This window comes from Sphingobium chungbukense (genome assembly GCF_001005725.1).
GTDB lineage: Bacteria > Pseudomonadota > Alphaproteobacteria > Sphingomonadales > Sphingomonadaceae > Sphingobium > Sphingobium chungbukense.
Genome location: NZ_LBIC01000013.1, coordinates 139,374 through 161,775, shown reverse-complemented (window position 1 = coordinate 161,775; position 22,402 = coordinate 139,374). Strand labels below are relative to the sequence as shown.

Sequence of the window (22,402 nt, the reverse complement as noted above, 5' to 3'; positions counted from 1 at the left end):
TCACCGCCTCAAACCTTCGTTTGTGATCCATGCTGATCGGCTACGCCCGCGTGTCCAAAGCCGACGGCTCGCAGTCGCTCGACCTGCAGCACGATGCCCTTCGCGCTGCCGGTGTCGAGCCAGGCAATATCTATGATGATCGTGCATCCGGTAGCCGTGATGATCGCCCCGGTCTTGCCGCCTGCCTGAAATCGTTGCGCGACGGCGATGTCCTCATCGTTTGGAAGCTCGACCGGCTCGGCCGAACGCTCACCCACCTGGTCAGCACGGTGCAGAATCTGTCGGATCGCGGTATCGGTCTGCGGGTGCTCACCGGCAAGGGCGCGCAGATCGACACCACGACACCATCGGGCCGGATGGTGTTCGGCATTTTTGCCACACTGGCGGAGTTTGAGCGGGATATGATCCGCGAGCGCACCATGGCTGGCCTGGCCGCTGCCCGCGCGCGGGGACGCAAGGGTGGCCGCAAGTTCGCCCTCTCCAAGGCCCAGGTGCGGCTCGCTCAGGCTGCTATGGCCCAACGCGACACGTCCGTTTCCGACCTCTGCAAGGAACTCGGGATCGAGCGCGTCACTCTCTACCGCTATGTCGGTCCCAACGGGGAACTCCGGGATTACGGTCAGCGCGTGCTTGCTGCCAAAACGCGATGATGATGACGGGAGCCCCGATCAAACTTACCCAAGCGGACGCCGCAGACGTTGCAGACCTGTACAACCGTTGCAGCGACTATTTCCTGTTGCAGGACGGGGCCGCGCCCACGCTGGACGATGCTCGCGAGCTTTTCTCCGATGTGCCGCCCGAAAAGAGCGCCCACAATCAAGCTGTCCTGGGATGGAAGGGGCCTGGCGGCCTATATGCAATCGCGGCCATCCTCCGCGATTATCCGCGTGATGGCACATGGTATCTCGGCTTCATGATCGTAGATGCCGCACAGCGTGGTCGTGGCGTCGGACGCTCAATTTACTCGACGGTCGAAAGCTGGGCCGCTGCGAGAGGTGCCACAGAGATTCGGTTGGCCGTGCTGGAAGCGAATGAAGCGGCAGAGCGATTTTGGCGTTCTCTCGGCTTCATTGAGTATCGGCGCGTTGGGCCAGACACCTTCAAAATGCGTAGCCATCGCCGGATAGAACTGAGCCGTCGCCTTTCTGGCGCGACCGTAGAAGGCAGCAACAAGTAAGATCTCGCGCCGGCTATCTGGGCGAGCTTGGCGTAGGATTCCGCCCCCTCCCGCAAACGCCCCCTTTCAGGGAAGGGGGCTTGAGATCGCCTTGATGGCCTTCAATCCCGTTCCAAAACGAGCGATCGCGTCCCTGTTTCTCTCCAGCTCGCCATAGGGCAGATAGGCGAAGTCGAGATCGGCAATACGGCTGAAAGCCGGGCGACGGAGTTGCGCGCGAACGTCCTGCTCGCGCGCATTCGGTGCGACCAGGAATAGCCCGGCGGCAGCGTGCAGATCGCTCCCCGACAGCGCCAGATCGAGCATGCGCACGATCCCCGAGTAGATCGAGGTCGAATGTTCAACCTCGAACGCGGCGGCGACGCCGTCGCCACCCTTCGCCAGCCACAACACGTCGATGAGGCGGATCGAGTCCGCTCCGGGAGAGGTCGCAATGGCGTCTGGAAGGCGCTCGAGGCATCCCTGTCCAAGCGGGCAGCCAGCGTGAAGTCGACCGCGGTCATTGGCGGCGATCCACACATCGTAACCGAGGGCATGGCCGAGGTCGCGCAGCCAGGCCTGGATTTCGGCGTGCGTGCGATCGGTTTCGCCCTGCGCGGCGGCTGTCTTGTCGAGCCGGCTTGCCTCCGCTCTGGCATGTTCCAATCTGCCGAGCCAGTCGTCGGCCGCCGTTGCGTCATCCTCCAGCGGTGGCGCGGGATAGCGGCCCGAGCCAATGTCGAACAACAGTCCGCCGATCGCGCCGAGATCGTTGGAGAGCAACTCGCGGTAACGGTCGTTGAGGTCGAGGATGCCGGCGCGCATGGCGAGAAAATGATCCCATGACCCGAGCTTCACCTTGGCGCCGGTGACGGCATTGTAGCCCTTGACGATCGCGGTATTGAAGGGCGGCACCAGCGTCGGGTGAAGGAAATAGAGCAGGTTGGCCGCCGCCGGCCCCAGCCCCTTGATCTTGAGCGCGTCTATGCTGCGGATGTGGCTGATGATCTCCTCGGCGGTATCGCAGCACGAGCAATTGTCGAGCAGGCGACCGAACGCCCGCTGATTGTCCGGGCTTTCGTAAATGTCGGGAATGCGCAGCTTGGGCTTCCACAGCCAGGCATGGTCGGCGCCCTTGAAGATCTGCCGCTGTTCGGCGATCGAGTGGACAACCGTTTCCAGTGACGAGCCGCGATAGGCGACGCCGAACCGCCCACTTTCGATTTCCACGACCACCTGCTGCAGCCCCCGACGGATGGAGCGGAAGTTTTTCAGGCGTTCGTCCCAAAGAAACCAGGAGCGATAGGTGGCGCCCGGATCGTCTCGCCAACGACGGACAAGCTCGCTCAAGAGATCATGATGTGTCGTGGGTAACAAGGTCATACTGGCTCGGTCATCCTGAACTGGCTCCTTGCCGCTCAGGCTATCGCGGGCAAGGGCGGCTTGCACGTTCAATGTGCGATCCGCGAAGCTTGCTCAAACTGCCTGTGATCGCGCAGGGAAACGCGGCTGGCGTTGGGCGTTGCCGATCGCATCCGTAGACCGGGCGCACGGCCAGGCAGACGGCCGGCAGGGGCGTCGCCGCCCCGGAGCGGCGACGCAACCAGCTTCTTTTGGTCGAACTTAGCGGATCATTGCTTTGTGATCGCGGTGACCTCGCCATCGCTGCCCTTGAGCGAGAGGTCGAAATCGACCTTGTCGCCGACCTTGACCGCATCGGTGATCGCGGGCGCCGCCTTGAACGCCATCGTCATCGCCGGCCACTTGGCTTCGGGGATCGGGCCGTGGTTGAGCGTGATCGTGCCCGCCGTCTTGTCGATCGCGGTGACGGTGCCATGGCCCTTGGCCTTGATTGCGGCGTTCGCGTCAGGCGCCATCGACATGTTGCCCATGTCGCCGCTCATGGTCGCGGCAGGCGCCGCCTGGTTGGTTTCGGTTGTAACCGGGGTCTCGCCCTTCTTGCCGCACGCGGCGGTCAGGACGGCAAGGCCGAGGGCGAGGGTCAGTCGTGCATGTCTCATAATCGTCTCCTTCATGATGAAGCGGGTTGATGGATGGGGTCGGTCTTCGGCCGGCGCAGCAGCAGATAGGCGGCGGGCAGGACGAACATCGACAGCAGCGGCGCGCTCAGCATGCCGCCGATCATCGGCGCCGCGATCCGGCTCATCACCTCCGAGCCCGCGCCCGATCCCAGCAGGATCGGCAGCAGGCCGGCGAGGATCACCGCGACCGTCATCGCCTTGGGCCGGACGCGCAGCAGCGCGCCTTCGCGCACCGCGGCCTTCACCTCGGCGGCGTCCGGATTAGCCGTGCGCTCGGCCAGCGCATTCTTGAGATAGATCAGCATCACCACCCCGAACTCGGCGGAGACGCCGGCGAGCGCGATGAACCCGACCCCGGTGGCAACCGACTGGTTGAACCCCAGCAGATAGAGCGTCCAGATGCCGCCGGTCAGCGCGAACGGCAGCGTGCCCATGATCAGCGCAGCCTCGTCGAAGCGGCCGAAGATGAGGTAGAGCAGCACGAAGATGATCAGCAGCGTCGCGGGCACGACCAGCTTCAAGCGGTCGACCGCGCGCTCGAGATATTCGAACTGGCCCGAATAGGCGATGCTGACCCCCGGCGAGAGCCGAACCTGTCTCGCCACCGCGCGTTGCAGATCGCCAACCACCGAGGCGAGATCGCGCCCGCGCACATCGACATAGACCCAGGTCGAGGGCCGGGCATTCTCGGTCTTGAGCATCGGCGGCCCTTCGGCGATCGTGACATTGGCGACCGTGCCGAGGGTGATCTGCTGGCCCGCGGGCGTCAGGATCGGTAGCCCCCGCAGCCCGTCGAGGCTGTCGCGCAATTCGCGCGGATAGCGCACGCTGATCGGATAGCGGGCGAGGCCCTCGACCGTCTCGCCGATCGTCTCGCCGCCGATCGCGCCCGAGACGATGGCCTGCACGTCGGCGATGTTGAGTCCGAACCGCGCAGCGGCGGCGCGGTCGATGTCGACATCGACATAGCGTCCGCCGGTCAGCCGCTCGGCGAGCGCCGAGCTGACGCCCGGCACGGTCCTGGCCACGGTCTCGACATCATGGGCGATGCGGTCGAGCTCGGCGAGATCACTGCCCGACACCTTGACCCCGATCGGGCTCTTGATGCCCGTCGCGAGCATGTCGATGCGGTTGCGGATCGGCGGCACCCAGATATTGGCGAGCCCCGGAAGCCTCACCCGGCGATCGAGCTCGTCGATCAGCTTCTCGGGCGTCATGCCTGGTCGCCACTGGTCGCGGGGCTTGAACTGGATCGTCGTCTCGAACATCTCGAGCGGGGCGGGGTCGGTCGCGGTCTCGGCACGCCCCGCCTTGCCGAACACGCTTTCGACCTCGGGCACCGTCCTGATCAGCCGGTCGGTCTGCTGGAGCAGTTCGCTCGCCTTGGCGGCCGAGAGACCGGGCAGGGCCGAGGGCATGTAGAGCAGGTCGCCCTCGTCGAGGTTGGGCATGAATTCGCCGCCGAGCCGGCTGAGCGGCCAGGCCGTGGTCGCGAACACCAAAGCCGCGATCAGCAGCACGGTCTTGGGCCGCTTCATCGTCCAGTCGATCGCAGGCCGGTAGAGATCGGTCAGCCAGCGATTGACCGGATTGGCCTGCTCAGGCGGGATCCGCCCCCGGATCAGCCAGCCCATCAGGATCGGCACCAATGTCACCGACAGGATCGCGGCGGCGGCCATCGCATAGGTCTTGGTGAAGGCGAGCGGCGCGAACAGCCGGCCCTCCTGCGCCTCCAGTGTAAACACCGGGATGAACGACAGCGTGATGATCAGCAGGCTGAAGAACAGCGCCGGCCCGACCTCGGCCGCCGCCTCGGTGACGAGGATCCAGCGCGTCTCGCCGTCGAGATGCGTGCCCGGATGGTCCTGCTCCCAGCGCTCGATCTTCTTGTGGGCGTTCTCGATCATGACCACGGCCGCATCGACCATGGCACCGATCGCGATGGCGATGCCGCCGAGCGACATGATGTTGGCGTTGACGCCCTGGTAGCGCATCACGACGAAGGCGGCGAGCACGCCCAAGGGAAGGGTGAGGATCGCGACGAGCGCCGAGCGGACATGCCAGAGGAAGAGCGCACAGACCAGGGCCACGACGACGAACTCCTCGACCAGCTTGTGGGTGAGGTTCTCGACAGCACGGTCGATCAGCTGCGAGCGGTCATAGACCGTCACCACCTCGACGCCCGGCGGCAGGCTCCTCTTGAGGTCCGCGAGCTTGTCCTTGACCGCCGCGATCGTCTCCCGCGCATTCTTGCCCGAGCGCAGGATCACGACCCCGCCTGCGACCTCGCCTTCACCGTTCAGCTCGGCGATGCCGCGCCGCATCTCGGGGCCGATCTGGATCGTGGCGACGTCGCCGAGGCGGATCGGCACGCCGCCGGCCGCCGTCTTCAGCGGGATCGCGCGGAAATCGTCGAGCGTCTTCAGATAGCCTGAGGCGCGCACCATATATTCGGCTTCGGCCAGCTCGAGCACCGACCCGCCCGCTTCTTGATTGGCCTGCCGGATCGCCTCGACCGCCTGGGCGTGGGTCACCCCGTAGGCCGCGAGCTTCACCGGATCGAGCAGTATCTGATACTGCTTGACCATGCCGCCGATGCTGGCGACCTCGGCGACGCCGGTCACGGTCTTGAGCTCATAGCGCAGGAACCAGTCCTGCAGACCGCGCAGCTGCGACAGGTCATGCCGGCCGGTGCGGTCGACCAGCGCATATTCATAGACCCAGCCAACCCCGGTCGCGTCGGGCCCGAGCGCGCTGCGCGCGCTCGCCGGCAGGCGCCCCTGCACCTGGTTCAGATATTCGAGCACGCGGCTGCGCGCCCAATAGAGATCGGTGCCGTCCTCGAAGATCACATAGACGAAGCTGTCGCCGAAGAAGGAATAGCCGCGCACCGTCTTGGCGCCTGGCACCGACAGCATGGTGGTGGTGAGCGGATAGGTGACCTGGTTTTCGACGATCTGCGGCGCCTGACCCGGGTAGCTGGTACGAATGACGACCTGCACGTCGGACAGATCGGGGAGGGCGTCGATCGGGGTGGATCGTACCGCCCAGAGGCCCGCGCCGACCAGCGCCAGCATGCCGATCAGAACGAAGAAGCGGTTCTTGACCGACCAGCGGATGAGATGGGCGATCATCGGCCCGCCACCTTCGCCATACGCCGCAGCGTCGGTCCCGCCGGGGGCCGGTCGAACCCGAACCGAACCCGGTCGCCCGCCTTGAAGCCGCGCGCGATGCCCGGATCGGCGAGCGCGAAGGTCATCGTCATCGCGGGCCAGTCGAGCGCGGGGACCGGTTCGTGGCTGAGCGTCACCGCATTGGCCGTGAGCCGCTCGATCTTGCCCGTCGTCTCGTACAGCGTGGCTTTCGACCTCGGCGCGGCGATGGTCGCCGATGCCGCACCGCCGCCGATCGGCCGCGCCTCGATTCCCGACAGGCTCGCCTCGGAGTCGATCAGGAACTGCCCCGAGGCGACGACTTTCTCGCCGGGCGACAGGCCGGCAAGGATCTCGGTTTCACCGCCCGCCTCGCGGCCGATGCGGACCTCGGCGGGATGATAGCGCCCGTCGCCTGCGGCGAGCATGACGAGCGTGCGCTTGCCCGTGCGGATCACCGCCTCGCTCGGCACCAGCAGCGCCGGCTTGGCATCGCCGCCAAGCACGACGCTGGCGAACATGCCCGGCCGTAACCGCCCGTCCCGGTTGGGCAGCTCGATCCGCACGGTGAGCGTGCGGCTGTCGGCCTGCGTCGTCGGCAGGATCGCGATCACCCGGCCGGCGAAGCGCTCGCCGGGGAAGCTCGCCAGCGTGGCGCTGGCATTCTGGCCGACCCGGACATCGCCCGCGCGCGCTTCGGGCACCGCGGCATTGAGCCAGACGGTGCCGAGCCCGCTTACCTGGGCGAGCGTCTGGCCCATGGCGAGCGTCACGCCGGCACGGGCGTCGAGCGTCTGGATCGTGCCCGAGATCGGCGTCGTGATGGTCACCACGCCGTTCGGCCGACCGCTCCGCTCGACGCTGGCGATGAGGCCGTCGGACATGCCCATCAGCCGCAGCCGCTGGCGCGCGGCCGCGGTGAGATCGGGCTTGCCGAGCCGCCTGACGCTCAGATATTCGGTCTGCGCGCCGCCCCATTCGGGCAGGAGCAGGTCCGCGATCGGCGCGCCGGCGCGGACCACGTCCCCGGGCGCTCGCGCATAGACGCGGCTCACGAACCCGCCCGAACGCGCCTGGATGACGGCGACGTCGCGCTGGTTGAAGTCGATCGTGCCGGTGACCTCGAGGGCCGAGGCAAGGCTGCCCATCTTCGCCGCGACGACCCGCAATCCCAGGCTCTGCCGCGCGGCGGGATCGACGGCGACCGTGGGGGCCGCGCCGGCGCTTCCTCCGTCCGCGTATCGCGGCACGAGCTGCATATCCATGAAGGGCGACTTGCCGGGCTTGTCGAACTTCTGGTTGGGGAACATCGGATCGTACCAGTAAAGGACTTTGCCTGCCCCGGCGGGCGTGGTCGCCTCCGATTGCGGTGCCTGGCGATGGCCAGCCCAATAGCCTGTGCCGCCGGCCAGCAGCGCGACAGCCAGGATCGATGCGCCCCAGCGCAGCGCGGATTTATCGAGCGTCATGGCCGCTCCTCCCCATAGGTGATAGTGATGCGGACCGCGTCGCGCGCGACGTCGGCTTCGCGGTTGAGCGCCTCGACCTCGGCCTCCGCGAGCCCGAGCGTCGTGAGCAGCGCGGCGCCAAGGTCGAGCTTGCCGGCGCCATAGCTGTCGCGGTCGAGCTCGGCGCGGTGCCTGGCGAGTGGCACCAGCGTCTCGCGGGCATTGCGCAACCGGGAGAGATGCATGGCATGGTCTGCGAGATCGGCGTCGAGCTGCGCCACCAGCTCGCGGCGGATCGCCTCGCGGTCGAACCGACCCCCTTGCGCAAGGCTCTCGCTTGCAGCGATCCTGGGGTTCTGGCGCTTGCCGGCGAACAGCGGCAGGTCGATCGACACGCCGACCGAGGCCATGTCGCCGTACATGGGATCGCGCCGGCCATAGGTGACGCCGACCTTCCAGTCGGGGCGCTTGTCGGCGCGCGCGAGACGCACGTCCGCTTCGGCGACTGCGATCCGCGCGTCCTGCGCGCGCAGGGCGGGAAGCGCATCGATCCCGGCCCGCAGCCGGATCGGATCGACATCGAGCATCGGCGGGTCGCCCGTCGCCTGCGGGTCGGGGTCGCCGGTATAGCGCGCGAGCCGGGCCCGCGCCTGCGCCACCACCGCAGCCATCTCGGCGCGGCGATCGGCGATGGCGGCGCGGAGCTGGTCGGGCTCGAGCGCCTGGCTCGGGCGCGCGCTGCCCGACGCCAGGCGTGCGGTCACGGTCTTCTGCAGGTCGTCGAGGCTGGCATCGAGCAGGTCGAGCTGCCGGAGCCGGCGTTCTCCATAATAGAGATCGACCCAGGCGAGGGCGGTCTCGAGCCGCACGTTGCGGCCTTCGACCAGCTCGCCCGCCTCGGCGATACCGATATCGGCCGCGGCGCGCGCGGCGCGTGCATGGCGCTTGGCGAGATTGGGGAAGGTCTGGCTGAACCCGATCGTCGCCATGGTGAAATCGTCGCGCGTGAAGCTGCCGGCATTGGGGCCGCTCACCGGGAAGTTCTGCAGGCCCAGGTCGAGCGTCGGATCGGGCAGGCGATCGGCCGCGACCGCCGAAGAGCGGGCGCCGGCTGTCGCCGCCGCGCGCGCCTTGAGGCTTGGCGCGTTGGCGGCAGCGAGCCTCACTGCCTGCTCGTAGGTGAGCGGGCCGGCCGACACCGGCACGGCCCAGGCGCTCGCAAGCGTCGCACCGATAGAGAGCAACAGGCGTCGCACAGCGCGCCTCGGCATCATGATCATGGATATCATCCCCTCATGACAGAGGCGGCGCGCCAAGATGTGACGCGCCGCTCCGGAGCGGGTTTAGCCCTTGTCCGACCTGACTGCGCCGCGCATGCAGTCGGCGGCGCTTGCCTGCATCATCGCGCAATCGCAGCTGGCCATGTCCCGGCTGTCGGGCACCCATATGCGGACACGCGCAGGGCCAGTCGCCCGCGGACCATATTGCGGCGCCGACCGCCATTCCCAATGGCCTTGCGGCGTGCGGCTCGCGTCGGTTGCAAGCGCAGGCGCGGCGAGACTGAGGGCCGCCACAAGGGCGGCCGGAAGCAGTTTGATCATCACGAAAACCTTTGACTGAAAAGAAGGAAACCGGGCGCGCACGCATCGATCGATGCGCGCAGCCCGTGCTCGTTCAATCAGGCAAGGCTGGTGGGAGGATCCGGCTCGGGCGCAACCGCCTTGCCGGTCAATATCGTGTCGGTCGTCCAGAAGCTGGGCGCGTCGTAGAGACGCGCAGGCGCAACGCCGCCTGCCAGGTCCGCTGCGACCAGCGGGATCACGCACCCCATCGCGGCGATGCAATCGAGCGTCAGGCCCTTGCAGGGCTTTTCGCTGGGCGCAGGCTGCTGCTTGGCCATCATCGCCATGCAGTCCGCATCCATGCCCTTGGCCAGCGGCGCGCCTGCCGCCTGCGGCACGCTGTGCGCGGCCGCCATCTGGGCTCCGAAGAGACCGGACAGCGCTCCGATGACGAGCAGGAGGGCGAGCAGGCGTTTCACGGGCCTCGATATCTAGCGGGTTTCGCGGGCGCAGCCAACCAAAGTCTCGCGCCGCGCGGATTTTGAAGTGCTGACGGCTGATTCCGTCAACTCCGCGTCAATAAAGATCCGGCCCGGGGAAGAAGATCGGCTGCGGCCTCTACGTATATCGAGGCTGGACCCGGGACCGTAGTCCCAAGCCTGAAGAGACGCTCTTCCCCTCGGCAAAGTCCGGGCGGTGGCTTACCATCCAAGGAGGTGAATATGGTCAGAAAAACTCTCATGGTCGCGCTTGCCGGCATTTCGATGCTTGCTGCCGTCCCCGCTATGGCCCAGGGCATCGGGCACAGCCTGTTCATGCGCGGCTCGATCGTCGACACGGGCAGCAACGGCACGGTCGTCTGCATCGGCAAGGCCGATGGCGCCGAGGTCGGCCAGAAGCTCGAGGTCTATCGCGTCGTGACCCATCCGGGTCCGTCCAAGGGCGTGGCGCCGACCTATCACCGCCAGCTCGTCGGCCATGTGACAATCGACCATATCTTTGACGATCACTTCGCGCACGTGTCCGTCGCCGACGGCACGCCTGCCAAGCACGACATCGTCGAGCTTCGCAAGAACTGACAAGCCGGTGGCCCGGCGGCACGGGCTGCCCTGATGCGACGCGTCGGGGCAGCGGGCCGCCGGCGACGAGGAGACCGTTCGGGGTCAAAGCGAAACCGCTTGACCCTGGACCATGGTCCAACCGGCATGATCGAGCGGATGACATGGGCAATTTCAAGATCGGCGAACTGGCCGCGGCCGCAGGCGTGGGCCGCGATACGATCCGCTATTATGAGCGGATGGGCCTGCTGCGCGAGCCCGCGCGCACGGCAGCGGGCTACAGGCTCTACGACGCGACCGACCTCGAGCGCGTCAATTTCATCCGCTCGGCGCAGGAGCTTGGCTTCACCCTCGATCAGGCCCGGCAGCTGCTGGCGCTCAGGGCATCGGACACCGCGCATGCGCAGGCCGTGCTCGATATCACGCTCGCCAAGATCACGGACGCCGAAGTCCGGCTCAAGCGCCTGTCCGATATTCGCGACATGCTTCGATTGCTTGCCGATGAGTGCCCGGGCGAAGTTCCTGTTTCCGATTGCCCTATTCTCACGTTCCTCACGGAAAGGCGGAGATCTGATCACCGAAAGATATAAGAGCAAGCCTCGCAGGAAGAACAAACACCATTATTAAAAGGGGATTTATCATGACACGAATGCATATAGTGGCTGGGATTGTTCCAGCATTGCTTCTGGGCGCCTGTGCGACGACGCCGCCTACCTCCGCACAGGTCGAAAGCTGTAGGGCCATGGAGGGCGATATGGGTCTCCAGACACGTCATGACCATGGCGAGATGAAACAGCAGGGTCGTAATCCCATGAACCTGTCGCACGATCAGTGCCGCAAGATTCTTCGCCAAGCACAATGATTCCTGCTCCGGGTGGCTCGGGCCCACCCGGAGATTCCTCCAGTACGAAAGGAAGAAGCAATGGTCGGAAATCGAAAAGTCATACTGTCGCTAATCAGCGTTAGCCTGCTCTCGATGGCGGCGCTTTCGGGCTGTGAGCGCAAGACCGATCAGACGGTGCCGGCTGCGGCCAACAGCGCCGCACCCGCGGCTGGCGCTGATAGCGTAAATCCCGCCGGCATGGATCATTCGGACGCCATGGCCAATGAACAGGAGATGGAGCGGCATCACCAGCAGGCCATGGACCATGATGCGATGCGCCAGGGAGGCATGAACAGCAGCGCTCCGAAGACCGAGCCTGCGCCTGCGGATTCGGCGATGCCGATGAAGGACATGTAAGGGCGCGAAGGGGGTCGACATGTGCGTTTGGACCAGCCTTCGCCTTTCGGGTCTGGGGTTGTTGCTCGCTTTCAGCCTTCCCTCTGCGAGCGTGCACGCTCAGGAGGGCGAAGACCATTCGGCACATCATGGGGATACTTCGGGCGGTGCGGGGATGGCCGATGGCGCAATGTCCGCAAAGCCCGAGGTCGGCACCTCCGATATGGCCTCGATGATGAACTCTATGATGGAGCGCATGATCAACGGCGAAGGCGAGAATGAACATGGGCACGATTCCCGCCGCACCGCATTTTTTTCGCAGTTGCTCGCCTTTCCCGCGCTCGACGAAGCGGCCCGGCAGCGGGTCGCTGCGCAGGCCGGGGAACGGGTAAGCACGGGCCTGTCGATGGTCAACGCCGCCTCGGCCGACGGCGCGCGTGCGACAACGGTCTCGGCCCGGCTCGATGCGGCGCGCCGGATGCGCGAAGGGACCGACCTGTTCCGCTCCGGTACCGCCGCGCAGGGCGCGATCGGGGGCTTGCAGCCGCCCCGGGAGGTCGGGCTTGCCTGGCTGCGCGATCAGCTCGACATCGACCAGGCCGCGCCCGGCCATGCCGATCACTGGTTCGGCATCTCGCCCTCGCACCTCCTTCTCATGCTGTTCCTGGGGCTGGTGAGCGCCACGCTTATCGCGCTGCAGATCTTCCGCCTGCGGCGGATCGGGGCGATCGCCGGCGGTGTCGCCACCGCCAAGGTTCCAGCAAAGCCGGAGCCGAAGGCTGCCCCTCCCGCTACCAGGGTTGCGCCCGCGCCTGCACCCGTTGCCGACAGCGCCGGGCTCGCGCCGAGCAATGCGGCCGCACCCGCTGGGGCGTCGCTGCGCAAGCCCAAAAGCTGGGCGGGGCAGCTGCGCGTGGTCCAGATCGTGCGAGAGACGCCGAGCGTGCTGACCTTCCGGCTCGCGGACCCGACCGCCGACCGGCTGCCGTTCGACTTCCTGCCGGGCCAGTTCCTGCAGGTCGAGGTAGAGCCCGAAGCGGGCAAGACCGCGCGCCGTTCCTACACGATCGCCTCTTCGCCGACCCAGCGGGCCTATGTCGAACTGACGGTCAAGCGCGAGGAGCAGGGCGTGGTCTCGCGATACCTGCACGACAAGGTCGTCGCCGACGATCTGCTGAAGGTCAGCGGACCGTTCGGCGCCTTCACCTTCACGGGAACGGATGCCCAGAGCATCGTGCTGATCGCGGGCGGGGTCGGCATCACCCCGATGATGTCGGTGCTGCGCTATCTCACCGACACCGCGTGGAAGGGTGATATCTTCTTCTTCTACGGCGCACGGTCGACCGAGGAATTCGTGTTCCGCGACGAGCTCGAGCGGCTCGAACGCCGTTTTCCCAACCTCCATGTCGTCGCCGCGATGCAGCGCGCGCCCGGCACCGTCTGGATGGGCCCCGAAGGGCCGATCACCCGCGAGATGATCCTGGCCGCGGTGCCGGAGATCGCGAGCCGGCGGATCCATATGTGCGGCCCGCCGGCGATGATGGGCGCGATGCGCGGCGTGCTGGCGGAACTTGGCGTCCCCGAAGCGCAGCTGCACACCGAGGCGTTCGGTCCGGCCTCGCTGCCGGCCGACCACGAGGATCTCGAGGTCAAACCCGCGCCCGCGCCAGCGGATAAGCCGGCCCCGAGCGCCGAGGTGGCGCCGAGCACGGTGACCTTCTCCGTGTCGGGGGTGTCGGCGGCCTTGCCCGCGGACGAGACCGTGCTCGAGGCGGCCGAGGGCGCGGGCGTCGAGATCTCCTATGCCTGCCGTGCGGGCACATGCGGCGCCTGCGTGGTCAAGCTGCTGCAGGGCGAGGTAACGATGGAGGTCGAGTCCGGCCTCGCGCCCGCCGACAAGGCGCAGGGCTATGTGCTCGCGTGCCAGGCGAAGGGCACGGGCACGCCGCTCGTGGTCGAAGCCTGATGCGCGAACGCAGCGACATCGCCGTCGGCCTGCTGGTCGCATTCCTGCTGCTGTTCCCGTTCGGCTACCTCGTGCATGTGTCACCGCGCTTTCCGGGCAGCCTCGCTGGCGGGATCATCGGGATCGCAGCGCTCGTGCTGATGCTGCTGACGCTTCCCTATGTCGCGGCCAAGCACATCGCCTGGGTCGACAAAGTGCTCTCCCGGCTCGTCAGCAAGCCTACCCTGCTCGCCATCCACATCTATGCCGGCGTGCTGGCGCCGATCCTGGGTCTGGTCCACGCCGCGCACAAGCTCGAAAGCCCGGTCGGACTGCTTCTGACCGTCCTCCTGCTGATGACGGTCATCACCGGCTTCATCGGCCGCTACCTGCTTGCCCAGCTTGGTCGGGCGCTGCGCGGACGCAGGTCGGAACTGGCCTCGCTTCGCGCCGCCTTCCTTGAGGAGCCGGCGGCGCCGGCGCAGGCCGATACCGCAGCCGCGCCGCTGTCGGGCTGGAGGCGCTATCTGTTCGTCGCCGGGGATGCGCCCGCGGGCCAGCACCCCCAGAACAGGGCGGGGATCGCCGCGGCGCTGGCCGATACCGAATTCGCGATCCGCGCCGAAGAGGCGACCAACACCCTGTTCGCGCGATGGCGGTTCCTGCACATCCTGCTGGGCTGTCTCATCTTCGCGCTGCTCGCGCTCCACGTCGGCGCGGCGATCTATTACGGGCTGCGCTGGCTATGAGCTGGCAGCGTCTTTCCTATGCCGTCTTCATCGCAGCCCTGCTGGTGATGGTCGCCGCGGTCGCGATCCGGATGCGATCGGACGCGCCGAGGGATGCCGGCCTGGTGGCGCAGCTCGTAGCGCCCGGCCCGCTCTCGAGCGCCCACCAGTCCTTCGCCGGCCAATGCACGGCCTGCCACACGCCGGGCAAGGGCGTCGAAACCCGGACCTGTCTCACCTGCCATGCGGGCACGGATTTCGGGACGAAGCAGTCGACGCAGTTCCACGCGAAAGCGACGCAGTGCACCTCCTGCCACGTCGAACATGAGGGAGAGCGCGGCATCATCCGCATGGATCACGCCGCCTTGCTCGACATGGCAAAGTGGCGGCAGCCTTCGGCGGGCATGTCGACAAACACTCGAAGCCTGACCCCCGAGACCGCGCTCAATTGCGCGAGCTGCCATGCGTTCCGCGATCCGCACCAGGGCCTGTTCGGCACCGACTGCGCGAGCTGTCACAAGACCGACAGCTGGAAGATCGCCAATTACCGCCATCCATCGGTCAATTCGACGCAGTGCGCCGAGTGCCACAAGGCGCCGCCCAGTCACTTCATGGAGCATTTCAGCATGGTCTCGCAGCGCGCAGCCGGATCGAAAGCGCGCGTCGACCAATGCTATGCCTGTCACGCCACCGACAGCTTCAACAATATCCGCAAGCGAGGCTGGTATGATCACCATTGAGGCCGACTGGCTGAGCGCCTTCTTCCGGCTTGCGGTGATCGGCCTGGAACTGGCGGGCACGCTGACCATCCTGGTCGGCGCGGGGCTCGCAACCTTTCTGTTTGCGCGGCGGGCGAGGGCGGGCGACCGAACCGAGGCCTATAGCGCGTTCCGATCGGCGCTCGGCCGCAGCATCCTGCTCGGCCTGGAATTTCTGGTCGCCGGCGACATCGTCAAGTCGCTGGTGATCAACCCGACGCTCGACGATCTCATCGTGCTGGCCGGGCTTGTGCTGGTGCGGACCTTCCTGAGCATCTCGCTCGGGGTCGAGATCAACGGCCACTGGCCCTGGGAGGAAACCCGGATGGCGCGGGAGAAGGCGCGTGCGGCGTCGGATGGGTCGCCGGCTACGGCTGAGGCCGCCGGATGCGGCACAGCGCTCAAGCGATAGCAGATGGAAGGCGCATCATGATCGAGAGACGCGAATTGCTGATGGCCGGCGCCGGCCTTGCCGCCGCCGGAACGCTGGCTGCGCCGGCGGCGGCGCAGCAGCATCGAATGGAAGGGATGGCGATGTCGATGACGGACTGCATCGACGATTGCGTGGCTTCGCACCGCATGTGCCTGGAAACCGCCGCTTGGCTGACGAAGCAAGGCGGCGCGTCAGCTACGGCGTCGCTGATCGCCATGCTGAACGACTGTGCGGAACTGTGCCAGGCGACTGCCAACTCGATGCTGCGGGAATCTGCCCTGCACCGCATCGTCTGCCGCGCCTGCGCCGACGCTTGCGAGCGCTGCGCCGAGGAATGCGGACGCCATAGCGCGGACCAGCGGATCGCGCGTTGCTCGGCCACCTGCAAGAAATGCGCGGCGAGCTGCCGAACGATGGCGGACATGTCGAGCTGAGTTTCCTCGAACGCGCCCAGGCGTAGTGAGGTCAAGCAGCTCCAGCACCATTGAAGCGATCCGTCGGCTCTACAATGTGGGACCGCTGCGAAGCTGGGTCGTATGGGTGCGAAAGCGGGACTGGTTAAGGATCGGCGGTAGCGCTTCTAGACCAGCCAGGCAGCGATCGCGCCAACCACCGACTTGGTTTCGGCAACGTCGCGGACTCGCACGGTATCCAGCCCGAGATGCTTGGCCGGATAATCATTTCCGCCCGGGAAGATCGCGTCACCGAAGAAGATCATCTCGTCGAGTGCGACGCCGGTCTGCTCGGAAAGGCGCTTAAGGCCATAGGCCTTGTCTATCCCTTCGCGGGTGATGTCGATCGATGTCGCCCCGCCGATATTGATGGCAAAGCCTGGCAGCAACGGCTGGAGCAGGGCCTGCAATTTCTTGCGCTTGGCGTGATCGGGATCCCACGTGTCCTTGGCCTCGAGCGGCGCCTGCTGACCGAGCGCGGAGAATGTGATCTGGCTGCCGCGATCCTCGATCTGCTCGCCCCAGATGTTCTCGTTTGCATAGCCCGCCTGCTCGACCGCCTTGGTCAGTGCTTCGCGGATGCGCTGGCTTTCGTCGCCGGTGAACAGATCGGCATAGATACGCGTCCATTGGCCGTCGGCGTGACGATATAGCTTGGTGCCCGTGGTCGGCTGGATGATAAAATTGTCGAGCCGCGCACGGGCGGGCATGCGCGACACCACCTGTTTCTCGAATTGCGGCCAGTCGCCTCCGGAGATGATCGCTACCATCGTCACGTCGAGCAGGCGGGTAAGCAGATCCGCCATTTCATCGTCGAGCGGCTGCTTGCTGAGCGCGAGCGTTCCATCGAGGTCGAAAGCGGCCAGTCGCTTCATGATGATCCTCCCACAAGCGGCAGCAGAAATGCGTCGATGGCATCGGCGATGCCATCTTTGTCGTCGCTGGTTGAAATGTAGTGCGCTGCGCTACGGATCTCCTCAGGCGCCTTGCCCATGGCGATCGATAGGCCGGTGCGCACGAGCAAAGGGCAGGTCATTGGGCATGTGGCCGAGCGCCCGCGCCAGGGCATCGACGCCAGCTCGCTTGTTGGCATAGGGGTTGGTGACGTCCAGATAGTAGGTCCGCGACCGGGCAATCGTCGCCGACGCCAGGCTCTTGTCCTTGCGAACCAAAGTCCGTCGATGTCGGAGATGACGAGGCCCAGCATCATTGGCCGATCCTGTGCCAGAAGCGGCCATCGCGTTCGAGTAGGGCATCTGCGCCGGCCGGGCCGGCGCTGCCTGGTGCATAGGATTCAAGCCTGCCCTTGTCCTTGACCCAGTCATCGAGGATCGGCTGGACCGCGGCCCAGCCCGCCTCGATCTGCTCAGCGCGCTGGAACAATGTCTGGTCGCCGGTCATCATGTCATAGAGCAAGGTTTCGTAGCCCGTCCGGCCCGACAGCTTGAAGTGGTCGGCATAAGTGAAATCGAGCGTTGTCCCTGCGGTCTTGATCACTGGACCCGGTTTCTTGACCAGCATGTCTAAGACGATGCTTTCGTCCGGCTGCAGCTGGAAGATCAGGCGATTGGCTGGCAGGCGGTCGATCGGACAATCGCGGAATAAAGCGTAGGGCACTGCCTTGAACGTGACGACGATCTCCGTATCGCGCGCTGCCAGCGCCTTGCCGGTGCGCAGGTAGAAGGGCACGCCGGCCCAGCGCCAGGTGTCGACTTCCAGCTTCAGTGCGACATAGGTCTCGGTCCTGCTGTCGGTAGCGACATCCGGGACCTTACGATAGGCCGGCACGTTGCGGCTACCGACACGGCCCTTGCCATATTGGCCGCGCACTGCGCAGACTGCGGTGGGCTTGCGGATCGCGCGCAACACCTTGGCCTTTTCGTCGCGGATCGCGTCGGCATCGAAGCTGTTGGGCGGCTCCATCGCGATCATCGCCAGCAGCTGGAACAGATGGTTGGGGACCATGTCGCGGAGCGCGCCGGTTGCATCGTAGAAAGATCCGCGCGATCCGACCTCGACCGTCTCGGCGGCGGTGATCTGGACATGATCGATATAGCGATTGTTCCACACCGCTTCGAACCATTGGTTGGCGAAGCGCGCGACCAGGATGTTCTGGACAGTTTCCTTTCCCAGGAAGTGGTCGAGCCGGTAGATCTGGCTTTCCGGGAGCAAGGCGAGGATTCGGGCGTCAAGCGCCTTGGCCGAGGCGAGGTCGTGGCCGAACGGCTTTTCGATCGCGACGCGGCGGAACCGACTGCCCGCTTCCGCCATCAGGCCTTTGGCGGCAAGCTTTTCGACGATGGCGCCGAAGAATTGCGCTGGCGTGGCGAGGTAGAAGACCGCGCTTCGGTCGCCCAACGCCTTGGCGACATCGTCGAACACCCGGTCTGCGGTGAAATCGCCCTGGAGGTAGGCGATGCGCTTGCGCAGATCACGCCAGCAATCGCCCTCGGTCGCGAACTTATCGAGGCTGGCGCGCAACATCTCGTCATCGCCATCGCTGCGGCCGATGCCGAGGATGGTGAAGTCCTTTCCCAGCAATCCGTCGGTGCACAGATTGGTGACGGCGGGGACCAGCAGGCGGCGGGTCAGGTCCCCGGTCGCGCCGAAAATGACCAGAGTGGCGGGTGGGGCCTTCTTCATGGGAGCCTACTGCGGCATTTCGGTATGGCCGCCGAAGCCGAAGCGCATCGCCGACAGCACCTGGTCGCCGAACGTATGTTCGACGCGGCTGCGATAGCGCGCGAACAAGGCGGCCGAGAGGACGTAGGCGGGCACCGCTTCCTCCATCGCCGCCTCAATCGCCCAATGGCCTTCGCCCGAATCCGCCACGGTGCCGGTAAACTGGGCGAGCATCTGATCCTTGGCGAGCGCCGACGCGGTCAGGTCGAGCAGCCAGGAGGAGATGACCGATCCGCGGCGCCACACCTCGGCAATGTCGGTGAGGTTGAGATCGAAGCGCTCATCCTCAGGAAGCTTGTCGGATTTCTTCGACTTCAGGATGTCGAAGCCCTCGGCATAGGCCTGCATCAAACCATATTCGATGCCGTTGTGGACCATCTTGACGAAGTGGCCGGCGCCAGGCGGGCCGGCATGGATGTAGCCGAGCTCGGCGCGCGCATCCTCGCCTTCCTGCTCCATCCGATTGGGCGTGGGGGGGATCGTCCCTCGGCCCGGTGCCATCGTCTTGAAGATCGGATCGAGGTAGTCGACCACCTCCGTCTCGCCGCCGATCATCATGCAATAGCCGCGTTCGAGTCCCCAGACGCCGCCCGACGTGCCGATGTCGACATAGGCGACTTGCTTCGCCACGCAGAGCTTCGCGCGGCGGATATCGTCCTTGTAGAAGCTGTTGCCGCCGTCGATGATGATGTCGCCGGGCAGGGACTTTTCGAGCAGGGCGGTGATCGTATCCTCGGTCGGAGGACCCGCCGGGAGCATCACCCAGAAGATGGCGCGCTCGGCGAGCTTGCCGCGCAGATCGTCGAGCCCGGTCGCGCCGACCGCGCCTTCCTTGACCAGATCGTCGATCAGATGCTGGTTGCGATCGAAGACGACCGCTTCATGTCCGCCGCGCAACAGGCGACGGACGATATTGCCGCCCATGCGCCCCAGTCCGATCATCGCGATACGCATTTATGCTGATCCCCTTCAATTCTGTAGCGAACGCGCCACCAATGTTTCGAGGGTATTGAGATCCCCTGTGTTGAGATGAATGCGCAAGGTGCGCTGCCCGCGCGCGGCGAGCACGTCGAGATCGCCACGCGCCTGCGCGAGCTGGACCGTGCCGAAGCTTGCCTTGCGTCCGGGCACCGGTACGTCCGGGTTCGGCGTCCGCGTGATCTCGACGAACACGCCGCTCTTCGGACCGCCTTTGTAGGCCTGGCCGGTCGAATGGAGGAAACGGGGGCCGAAGCCGGCGACGGTCGCGACGCCTTTCGCCTCGACCACCTTTTCGCGCATCCGTGCCACGGCGGCTTCATGTTCGGCGTTACGCTCGAGATAGACGAGGAAGCCGACATAGTCGCCGGGCTCGGCGCTGGCGAAATGATCGCGCAATATCTCGACCGGGTTGGTCGCAGCGAAAGTGTGATCGCCCGGTGCGGAAAAGGCCATCACCGCATCCTGGAAGAACGGGGATTCGGGGGCGAGCGCACCCGATTCCTCATATTTGTCGATCAGCTCGCGCGTCGCGATCTTGGCATCCTCAACATCGGGCTGGTCGAACGGATCGATCCCGATCACCGCGCCGGCAAACGCCGTCGCCACTTCCCAGCGGAAGAATTCCTGGCCGATATGCTCCTTTGACGGCAGCGTGATGCGTATCACCGGCTGGCCCGCGGCGACCAGGAAATGGGCCTGCTCGATGACGTCGGACGCATCGTCGCCATCGAGCGTCAGCAAGGCGAACAGGCGGTCCGTACCATAATCCTCGGCCGGCGCGGACGGCTCCAGATCGACGGGAACGATTCCCTTGCCGTGCTTGCCGGTGGATTCGGCGATGAGCTGTTCCAGCCAGGCGCCGATCGGCTCGAGGCCGGGGCTGGTCAGGATGGTGAGTTTGTCGCGGCCCGATATCGCCGCCTCGCCCATGATCGCGCCGAGGATCAGGCCGGGATTGGCGGTGTCGCCCTTGCACGCCTCGACCAGAGGCTGGGTCGCGGCGAAAAAGGCTTCGACGTCGATCCCCATCATCGCTGCCGGCACCATGCCGAACACGGACAGGACCGAATAGCGCCCGCCAATCGCCGGATCGCCGAGGAAGATGGCGTGATAGCCATGATCCTTGGCCAGCTTTTCGAGCTTCGATCCCGGATCGGTCACCGCGACGAAGCGGTCGCCATCCTTGCCGGACAATTCCCAGAAATAAGCCCGCAGCAGTTCGGGCTCCATCGTCGATCCGGACTTGGAGGCGACGAGGAACAGGGCTTCCTTCGGATCGATCTTTGCGGCGACGCTGCCGATCTGGCCCGGATCGGTCGAATCGAGCGCGTGGACGGTCGGAAAACCGGGCGCCGGGCCGATGATCTCGCTCAGCACTTCGGGGCCAAGGCTCGATCCGCCCATGCCGAGCAGGACGACATCCTTATGCCCGCGCGCCTTGTCGGCGATCGCCTTCAGCTGGGCGAAATCGACCTGCTTGCCTTCACCGGCAGCGAGCCAGCCGACCCATTTGGCTTCGTCGCCGTTGGTCCAGAGTGACGCGTCGGCGGCCCACAGCCGCGTACCCCATTTCTCCGCCGCCGCCGTCTTGAGCCTGGCATCGACCGCGTGGCGCAGCGGCTCGGGCAGGTCGGCGTGGAAATGGTTCATGCGCTTAGGCCTCCGCTTTGGCTTTCTTCGCCTCGATCGCGCCGAGCAGCGTGTCGGCCGCGTCGGCGAACAGTTTGACGCCATCTTCGACCAGCTTGGCGGTGACGCCGGACAGATCGAGCCCGAGCCGGTCGGTCTCGGCCAGGACATGTTCAGCCCCCGGCACGTCCGCGGTCAGCGTCTGCTTGAGCGTGCCGTGATCCCGGAACGCGTCCATCGTCTTGGGCGGAATGGTGTTGACCGTATCGGGGCCGATCAGCGCGTCGATATAGAGCGTGTCGGGAAAGGACGGATCCTTCGTGCCCGTCGATGCCCAAAGCAGCCGCTGCGGCATCGCGCCTTCGGCGGCCAGCTTCTTCCACCGGTCCGACTTCACGAAGTCGAGATACCATTGGTAAGCGAGCTTGGCGTTGGCGATAGCGACCTTGCCGCGCACCGCCTTGAGCGCGTCGGCATCCTTGTCGCCGGCGGCGACACGCTCGTCGATCTTCTTGTCGATCGCGCTGTCGATGCGGCTGACGAAGAAGCTGGCGACGCTGGCGATGCGATCGATCGTCTCGCCCTTGGTGAGCCGCGCCTCGAGCCCTTCGACGAAGGCCATCGCCACGGCGATGTAGGCCTCACGCGCAAACAACAAGGTGACGTTGATGCTGATCCCGTCCTCGATCAGCTGGCGGATCGCCGGGACGCCGGCCCTGGTGCCCGGCACCTTGATCATCAGGTTCGGGCGATCGACCATCTTCGAGAGCCGCCGCGCCTCGGCGATCGTCTTGTCGGTATCGTTGGCGAGATAGGGCGAGACCTCGAGGCTGACATAGCCGTCCTTGCCGTCCAGCCGGTCGAACACCGGACGCAGCGTGTCGCAGGCATCCTGGATGTCCTTGATCGCCAGCGCTTCGTAGGTTTCGACCACCGATGCGCCCGGATTGGCGGTGACGAACGCCTTGTACTGATCGTCATAGGCGGTGCCCTGGCCCATCGCCTTCTCGAAGATCGACGGGTTCGAGGTGACGCCGGTCAGGCCGTCCTCCTCGACAAGCTTCCGGAGGCCGCCTTCCTTGAGGAAGGAGCGATCGACGAAATCGAGCCAGGGTGCCTGCCCCGATTCCTGGAGCTGCTTCAACAGACTCGTCATG

24 protein-coding genes are annotated in these 22,402 nt (G+C 65.9%); 10 read left to right on the top strand and 14 right to left on the bottom strand.

The window, feature by feature from the left end; genetic code table 11:
• Positions 1-29: 29 nt before the first annotated feature.
• On the top strand, positions 30-650 hold the full coding sequence (locus YP76_RS23160; RefSeq protein ID WP_008832583.1) for a recombinase family protein: 621 nt from the start codon (positions 30-32) through the stop codon (positions 648-650).
• On the top strand, positions 647-1,177 hold the full coding sequence (locus tag YP76_RS23155) for a GNAT family N-acetyltransferase (protein ID WP_007686150.1): 531 nt from the start codon (positions 647-649) through the stop codon (positions 1,175-1,177). Before YP76_RS23160 ends, YP76_RS23155 begins: the two co-directional genes overlap by 4 nt.
• Positions 1,178-1,243: 66 nt before the next feature.
• Here YP76_RS23155 and YP76_RS23150 read toward each other — a convergent pair whose 3' ends face one another.
• The 7 genes from YP76_RS23150 to YP76_RS23120 form a co-directional block, all read right to left on the bottom strand.
• A complete protein-coding gene (locus YP76_RS23150) occupies positions 1,244-2,539 on the bottom strand; it encodes a hypothetical protein (protein WP_021247421.1) in 1,296 nt (431 codons plus the stop codon).
• A 248-nt stretch (positions 2,540-2,787) separates the two neighbouring features.
• Positions 2,788-3,192, bottom strand: coding sequence for a copper-binding protein (locus YP76_RS23145; RefSeq protein ID WP_037462736.1), 405 nt, complete (start codon positions 3,190-3,192; stop codon positions 2,788-2,790).
• Positions 3,189-6,332: an efflux RND transporter permease subunit gene (locus tag YP76_RS23140; RefSeq protein ID WP_025549154.1), complete on the bottom strand. Its 3,144-nt coding sequence runs from the start codon at positions 6,330-6,332 to the stop codon at positions 3,189-3,191. Before YP76_RS23140 ends, YP76_RS23145 begins: the two co-directional genes overlap by 4 nt.
• Positions 6,329-7,819, bottom strand: a complete 1,491-nt coding sequence (locus YP76_RS23135) for an efflux RND transporter periplasmic adaptor subunit (RefSeq protein WP_021243085.1) — start codon at positions 7,817-7,819, stop codon at positions 6,329-6,331. Before YP76_RS23135 ends, YP76_RS23140 begins: the two co-directional genes overlap by 4 nt.
• On the bottom strand, positions 7,816-9,078 hold the full coding sequence (locus YP76_RS23130) for a TolC family protein (protein WP_013039107.1): 1,263 nt from the start codon (positions 9,076-9,078) through the stop codon (positions 7,816-7,818). Before YP76_RS23130 ends, YP76_RS23135 begins: the two co-directional genes overlap by 4 nt.
• A 63-nt stretch (positions 9,079-9,141) precedes the next feature.
• Positions 9,142-9,399, bottom strand: coding sequence for a hypothetical protein (locus tag YP76_RS23125; RefSeq protein WP_007683334.1), 258 nt, complete (start codon positions 9,397-9,399; stop codon positions 9,142-9,144).
• A gap of 77 nt (positions 9,400-9,476) precedes the next feature.
• The gene (locus YP76_RS23120) at positions 9,477-9,839 is read right to left on the bottom strand and encodes a hypothetical protein (RefSeq protein ID WP_007406428.1); all 363 of its coding nucleotides are present in this window, start codon (positions 9,837-9,839) and stop codon (positions 9,477-9,479) included.
• A 261-nt stretch (positions 9,840-10,100) separates the two neighbouring features.
• On the opposite strand from YP76_RS23120, the gene YP76_RS23115 reads away from it, so the two are divergent.
• The 8 genes from YP76_RS23115 to YP76_RS23080 all read left to right on the top strand — a co-directional run bounded on the left by YP76_RS23115 (position 10,101) and on the right by YP76_RS23080 (position 15,935).
• Entirely contained in the window at positions 10,101-10,439 is a 339-nt protein-coding gene (locus YP76_RS23115) for a hypothetical protein (RefSeq protein WP_021243088.1), read from the top strand.
• Between the two features lie 143 nt (positions 10,440-10,582).
• Positions 10,583-11,008, top strand: coding sequence for a heavy metal-responsive transcriptional regulator (locus tag YP76_RS23110; RefSeq protein WP_021243089.1), 426 nt, complete (start codon positions 10,583-10,585; stop codon positions 11,006-11,008).
• Positions 11,009-11,292: 284 nt separating this feature from the next.
• Complete coding sequence (locus YP76_RS23105; protein WP_232307697.1) at positions 11,293-11,658, top strand: hypothetical protein; 366 nt, start codon at positions 11,293-11,295, stop codon at positions 11,656-11,658.
• Between the two features lie 19 nt (positions 11,659-11,677).
• On the top strand, positions 11,678-13,603 hold the full coding sequence (locus YP76_RS23100; protein ID WP_021243091.1) for a 2Fe-2S iron-sulfur cluster-binding protein: 1,926 nt from the start codon (positions 11,678-11,680) through the stop codon (positions 13,601-13,603).
• A complete protein-coding gene (locus YP76_RS23095; RefSeq protein WP_009824015.1) occupies positions 13,603-14,331 on the top strand; it encodes a hypothetical protein in 729 nt (242 codons plus the stop codon). Before YP76_RS23100 ends, YP76_RS23095 begins: the two co-directional genes overlap by 1 nt.
• Complete coding sequence (locus tag YP76_RS23090) at positions 14,328-15,050, top strand: hypothetical protein (RefSeq protein WP_025549149.1); 723 nt, start codon at positions 14,328-14,330, stop codon at positions 15,048-15,050. The genes YP76_RS23095 and YP76_RS23090 overlap by 4 nt, the downstream gene beginning before the upstream one ends.
• Positions 15,037-15,480 (top strand): DUF1622 domain-containing protein, encoded by a 444-nt coding sequence (locus YP76_RS23085; protein WP_004212663.1) that lies wholly within the window; start codon positions 15,037-15,039, stop codon positions 15,478-15,480. The genes YP76_RS23090 and YP76_RS23085 overlap by 14 nt, the downstream gene beginning before the upstream one ends.
• Before the next feature lie 14 nt (positions 15,481-15,494).
• On the top strand, positions 15,495-15,935 hold the full coding sequence (locus YP76_RS23080; RefSeq protein ID WP_025549148.1) for a four-helix bundle copper-binding protein: 441 nt from the start codon (positions 15,495-15,497) through the stop codon (positions 15,933-15,935).
• 146 nt (positions 15,936-16,081) lie between these two features.
• Here YP76_RS23080 and YP76_RS23075 read toward each other — a convergent pair whose 3' ends face one another.
• The 7 genes from YP76_RS23075 to tal are packed head-to-tail and all read right to left on the bottom strand — an operon-like array spanning position 16,082 to position 22,401.
• Entirely contained in the window at positions 16,082-16,828 is a 747-nt protein-coding gene (locus YP76_RS23075; protein WP_009824013.1) for an HAD-IIB family hydrolase, read from the bottom strand.
• The gene (locus tag YP76_RS29320; RefSeq protein ID WP_021243092.1) at positions 16,825-16,947 is read right to left on the bottom strand and encodes a hypothetical protein; all 123 of its coding nucleotides are present in this window, start codon (positions 16,945-16,947) and stop codon (positions 16,825-16,827) included. Before YP76_RS29320 ends, YP76_RS23075 begins: the two co-directional genes overlap by 4 nt.
• Positions 16,931-17,125 carry a hypothetical protein gene (locus YP76_RS28435; protein ID WP_021243093.1) on the bottom strand — a complete coding sequence of 65 codons (195 nt, stop codon included), beginning with the start codon at positions 17,123-17,125 and terminating at the stop codon, positions 16,931-16,933. The genes YP76_RS29320 and YP76_RS28435 overlap by 17 nt, the downstream gene beginning before the upstream one ends.
• A gap of 34 nt (positions 17,126-17,159) precedes the next feature.
• Positions 17,160-18,596, bottom strand: coding sequence for a glucose-6-phosphate dehydrogenase (gene zwf, locus YP76_RS23065; protein WP_021243094.1), 1,437 nt, complete (start codon positions 18,594-18,596; stop codon positions 17,160-17,162).
• A gap of 6 nt (positions 18,597-18,602) precedes the next feature.
• Positions 18,603-19,589, bottom strand: a complete 987-nt coding sequence (gene gnd / locus YP76_RS23060) for a phosphogluconate dehydrogenase (NAD(+)-dependent, decarboxylating) (protein WP_021243095.1) — start codon at positions 19,587-19,589, stop codon at positions 18,603-18,605.
• A 15-nt stretch (positions 19,590-19,604) separates the two neighbouring features.
• Positions 19,605-21,266: a hypothetical protein gene (locus tag YP76_RS28430; protein WP_021243096.1), complete on the bottom strand. Its 1,662-nt coding sequence runs from the start codon at positions 21,264-21,266 to the stop codon at positions 19,605-19,607.
• Positions 21,267-21,270: 4 nt separating this feature from the next.
• Positions 21,271-22,401, bottom strand: coding sequence for a transaldolase (gene tal, locus YP76_RS28425; RefSeq protein ID WP_176342091.1), 1,131 nt, complete (start codon positions 22,399-22,401; stop codon positions 21,271-21,273).
• Position 22,402: the final 1 nt, after the last annotated feature.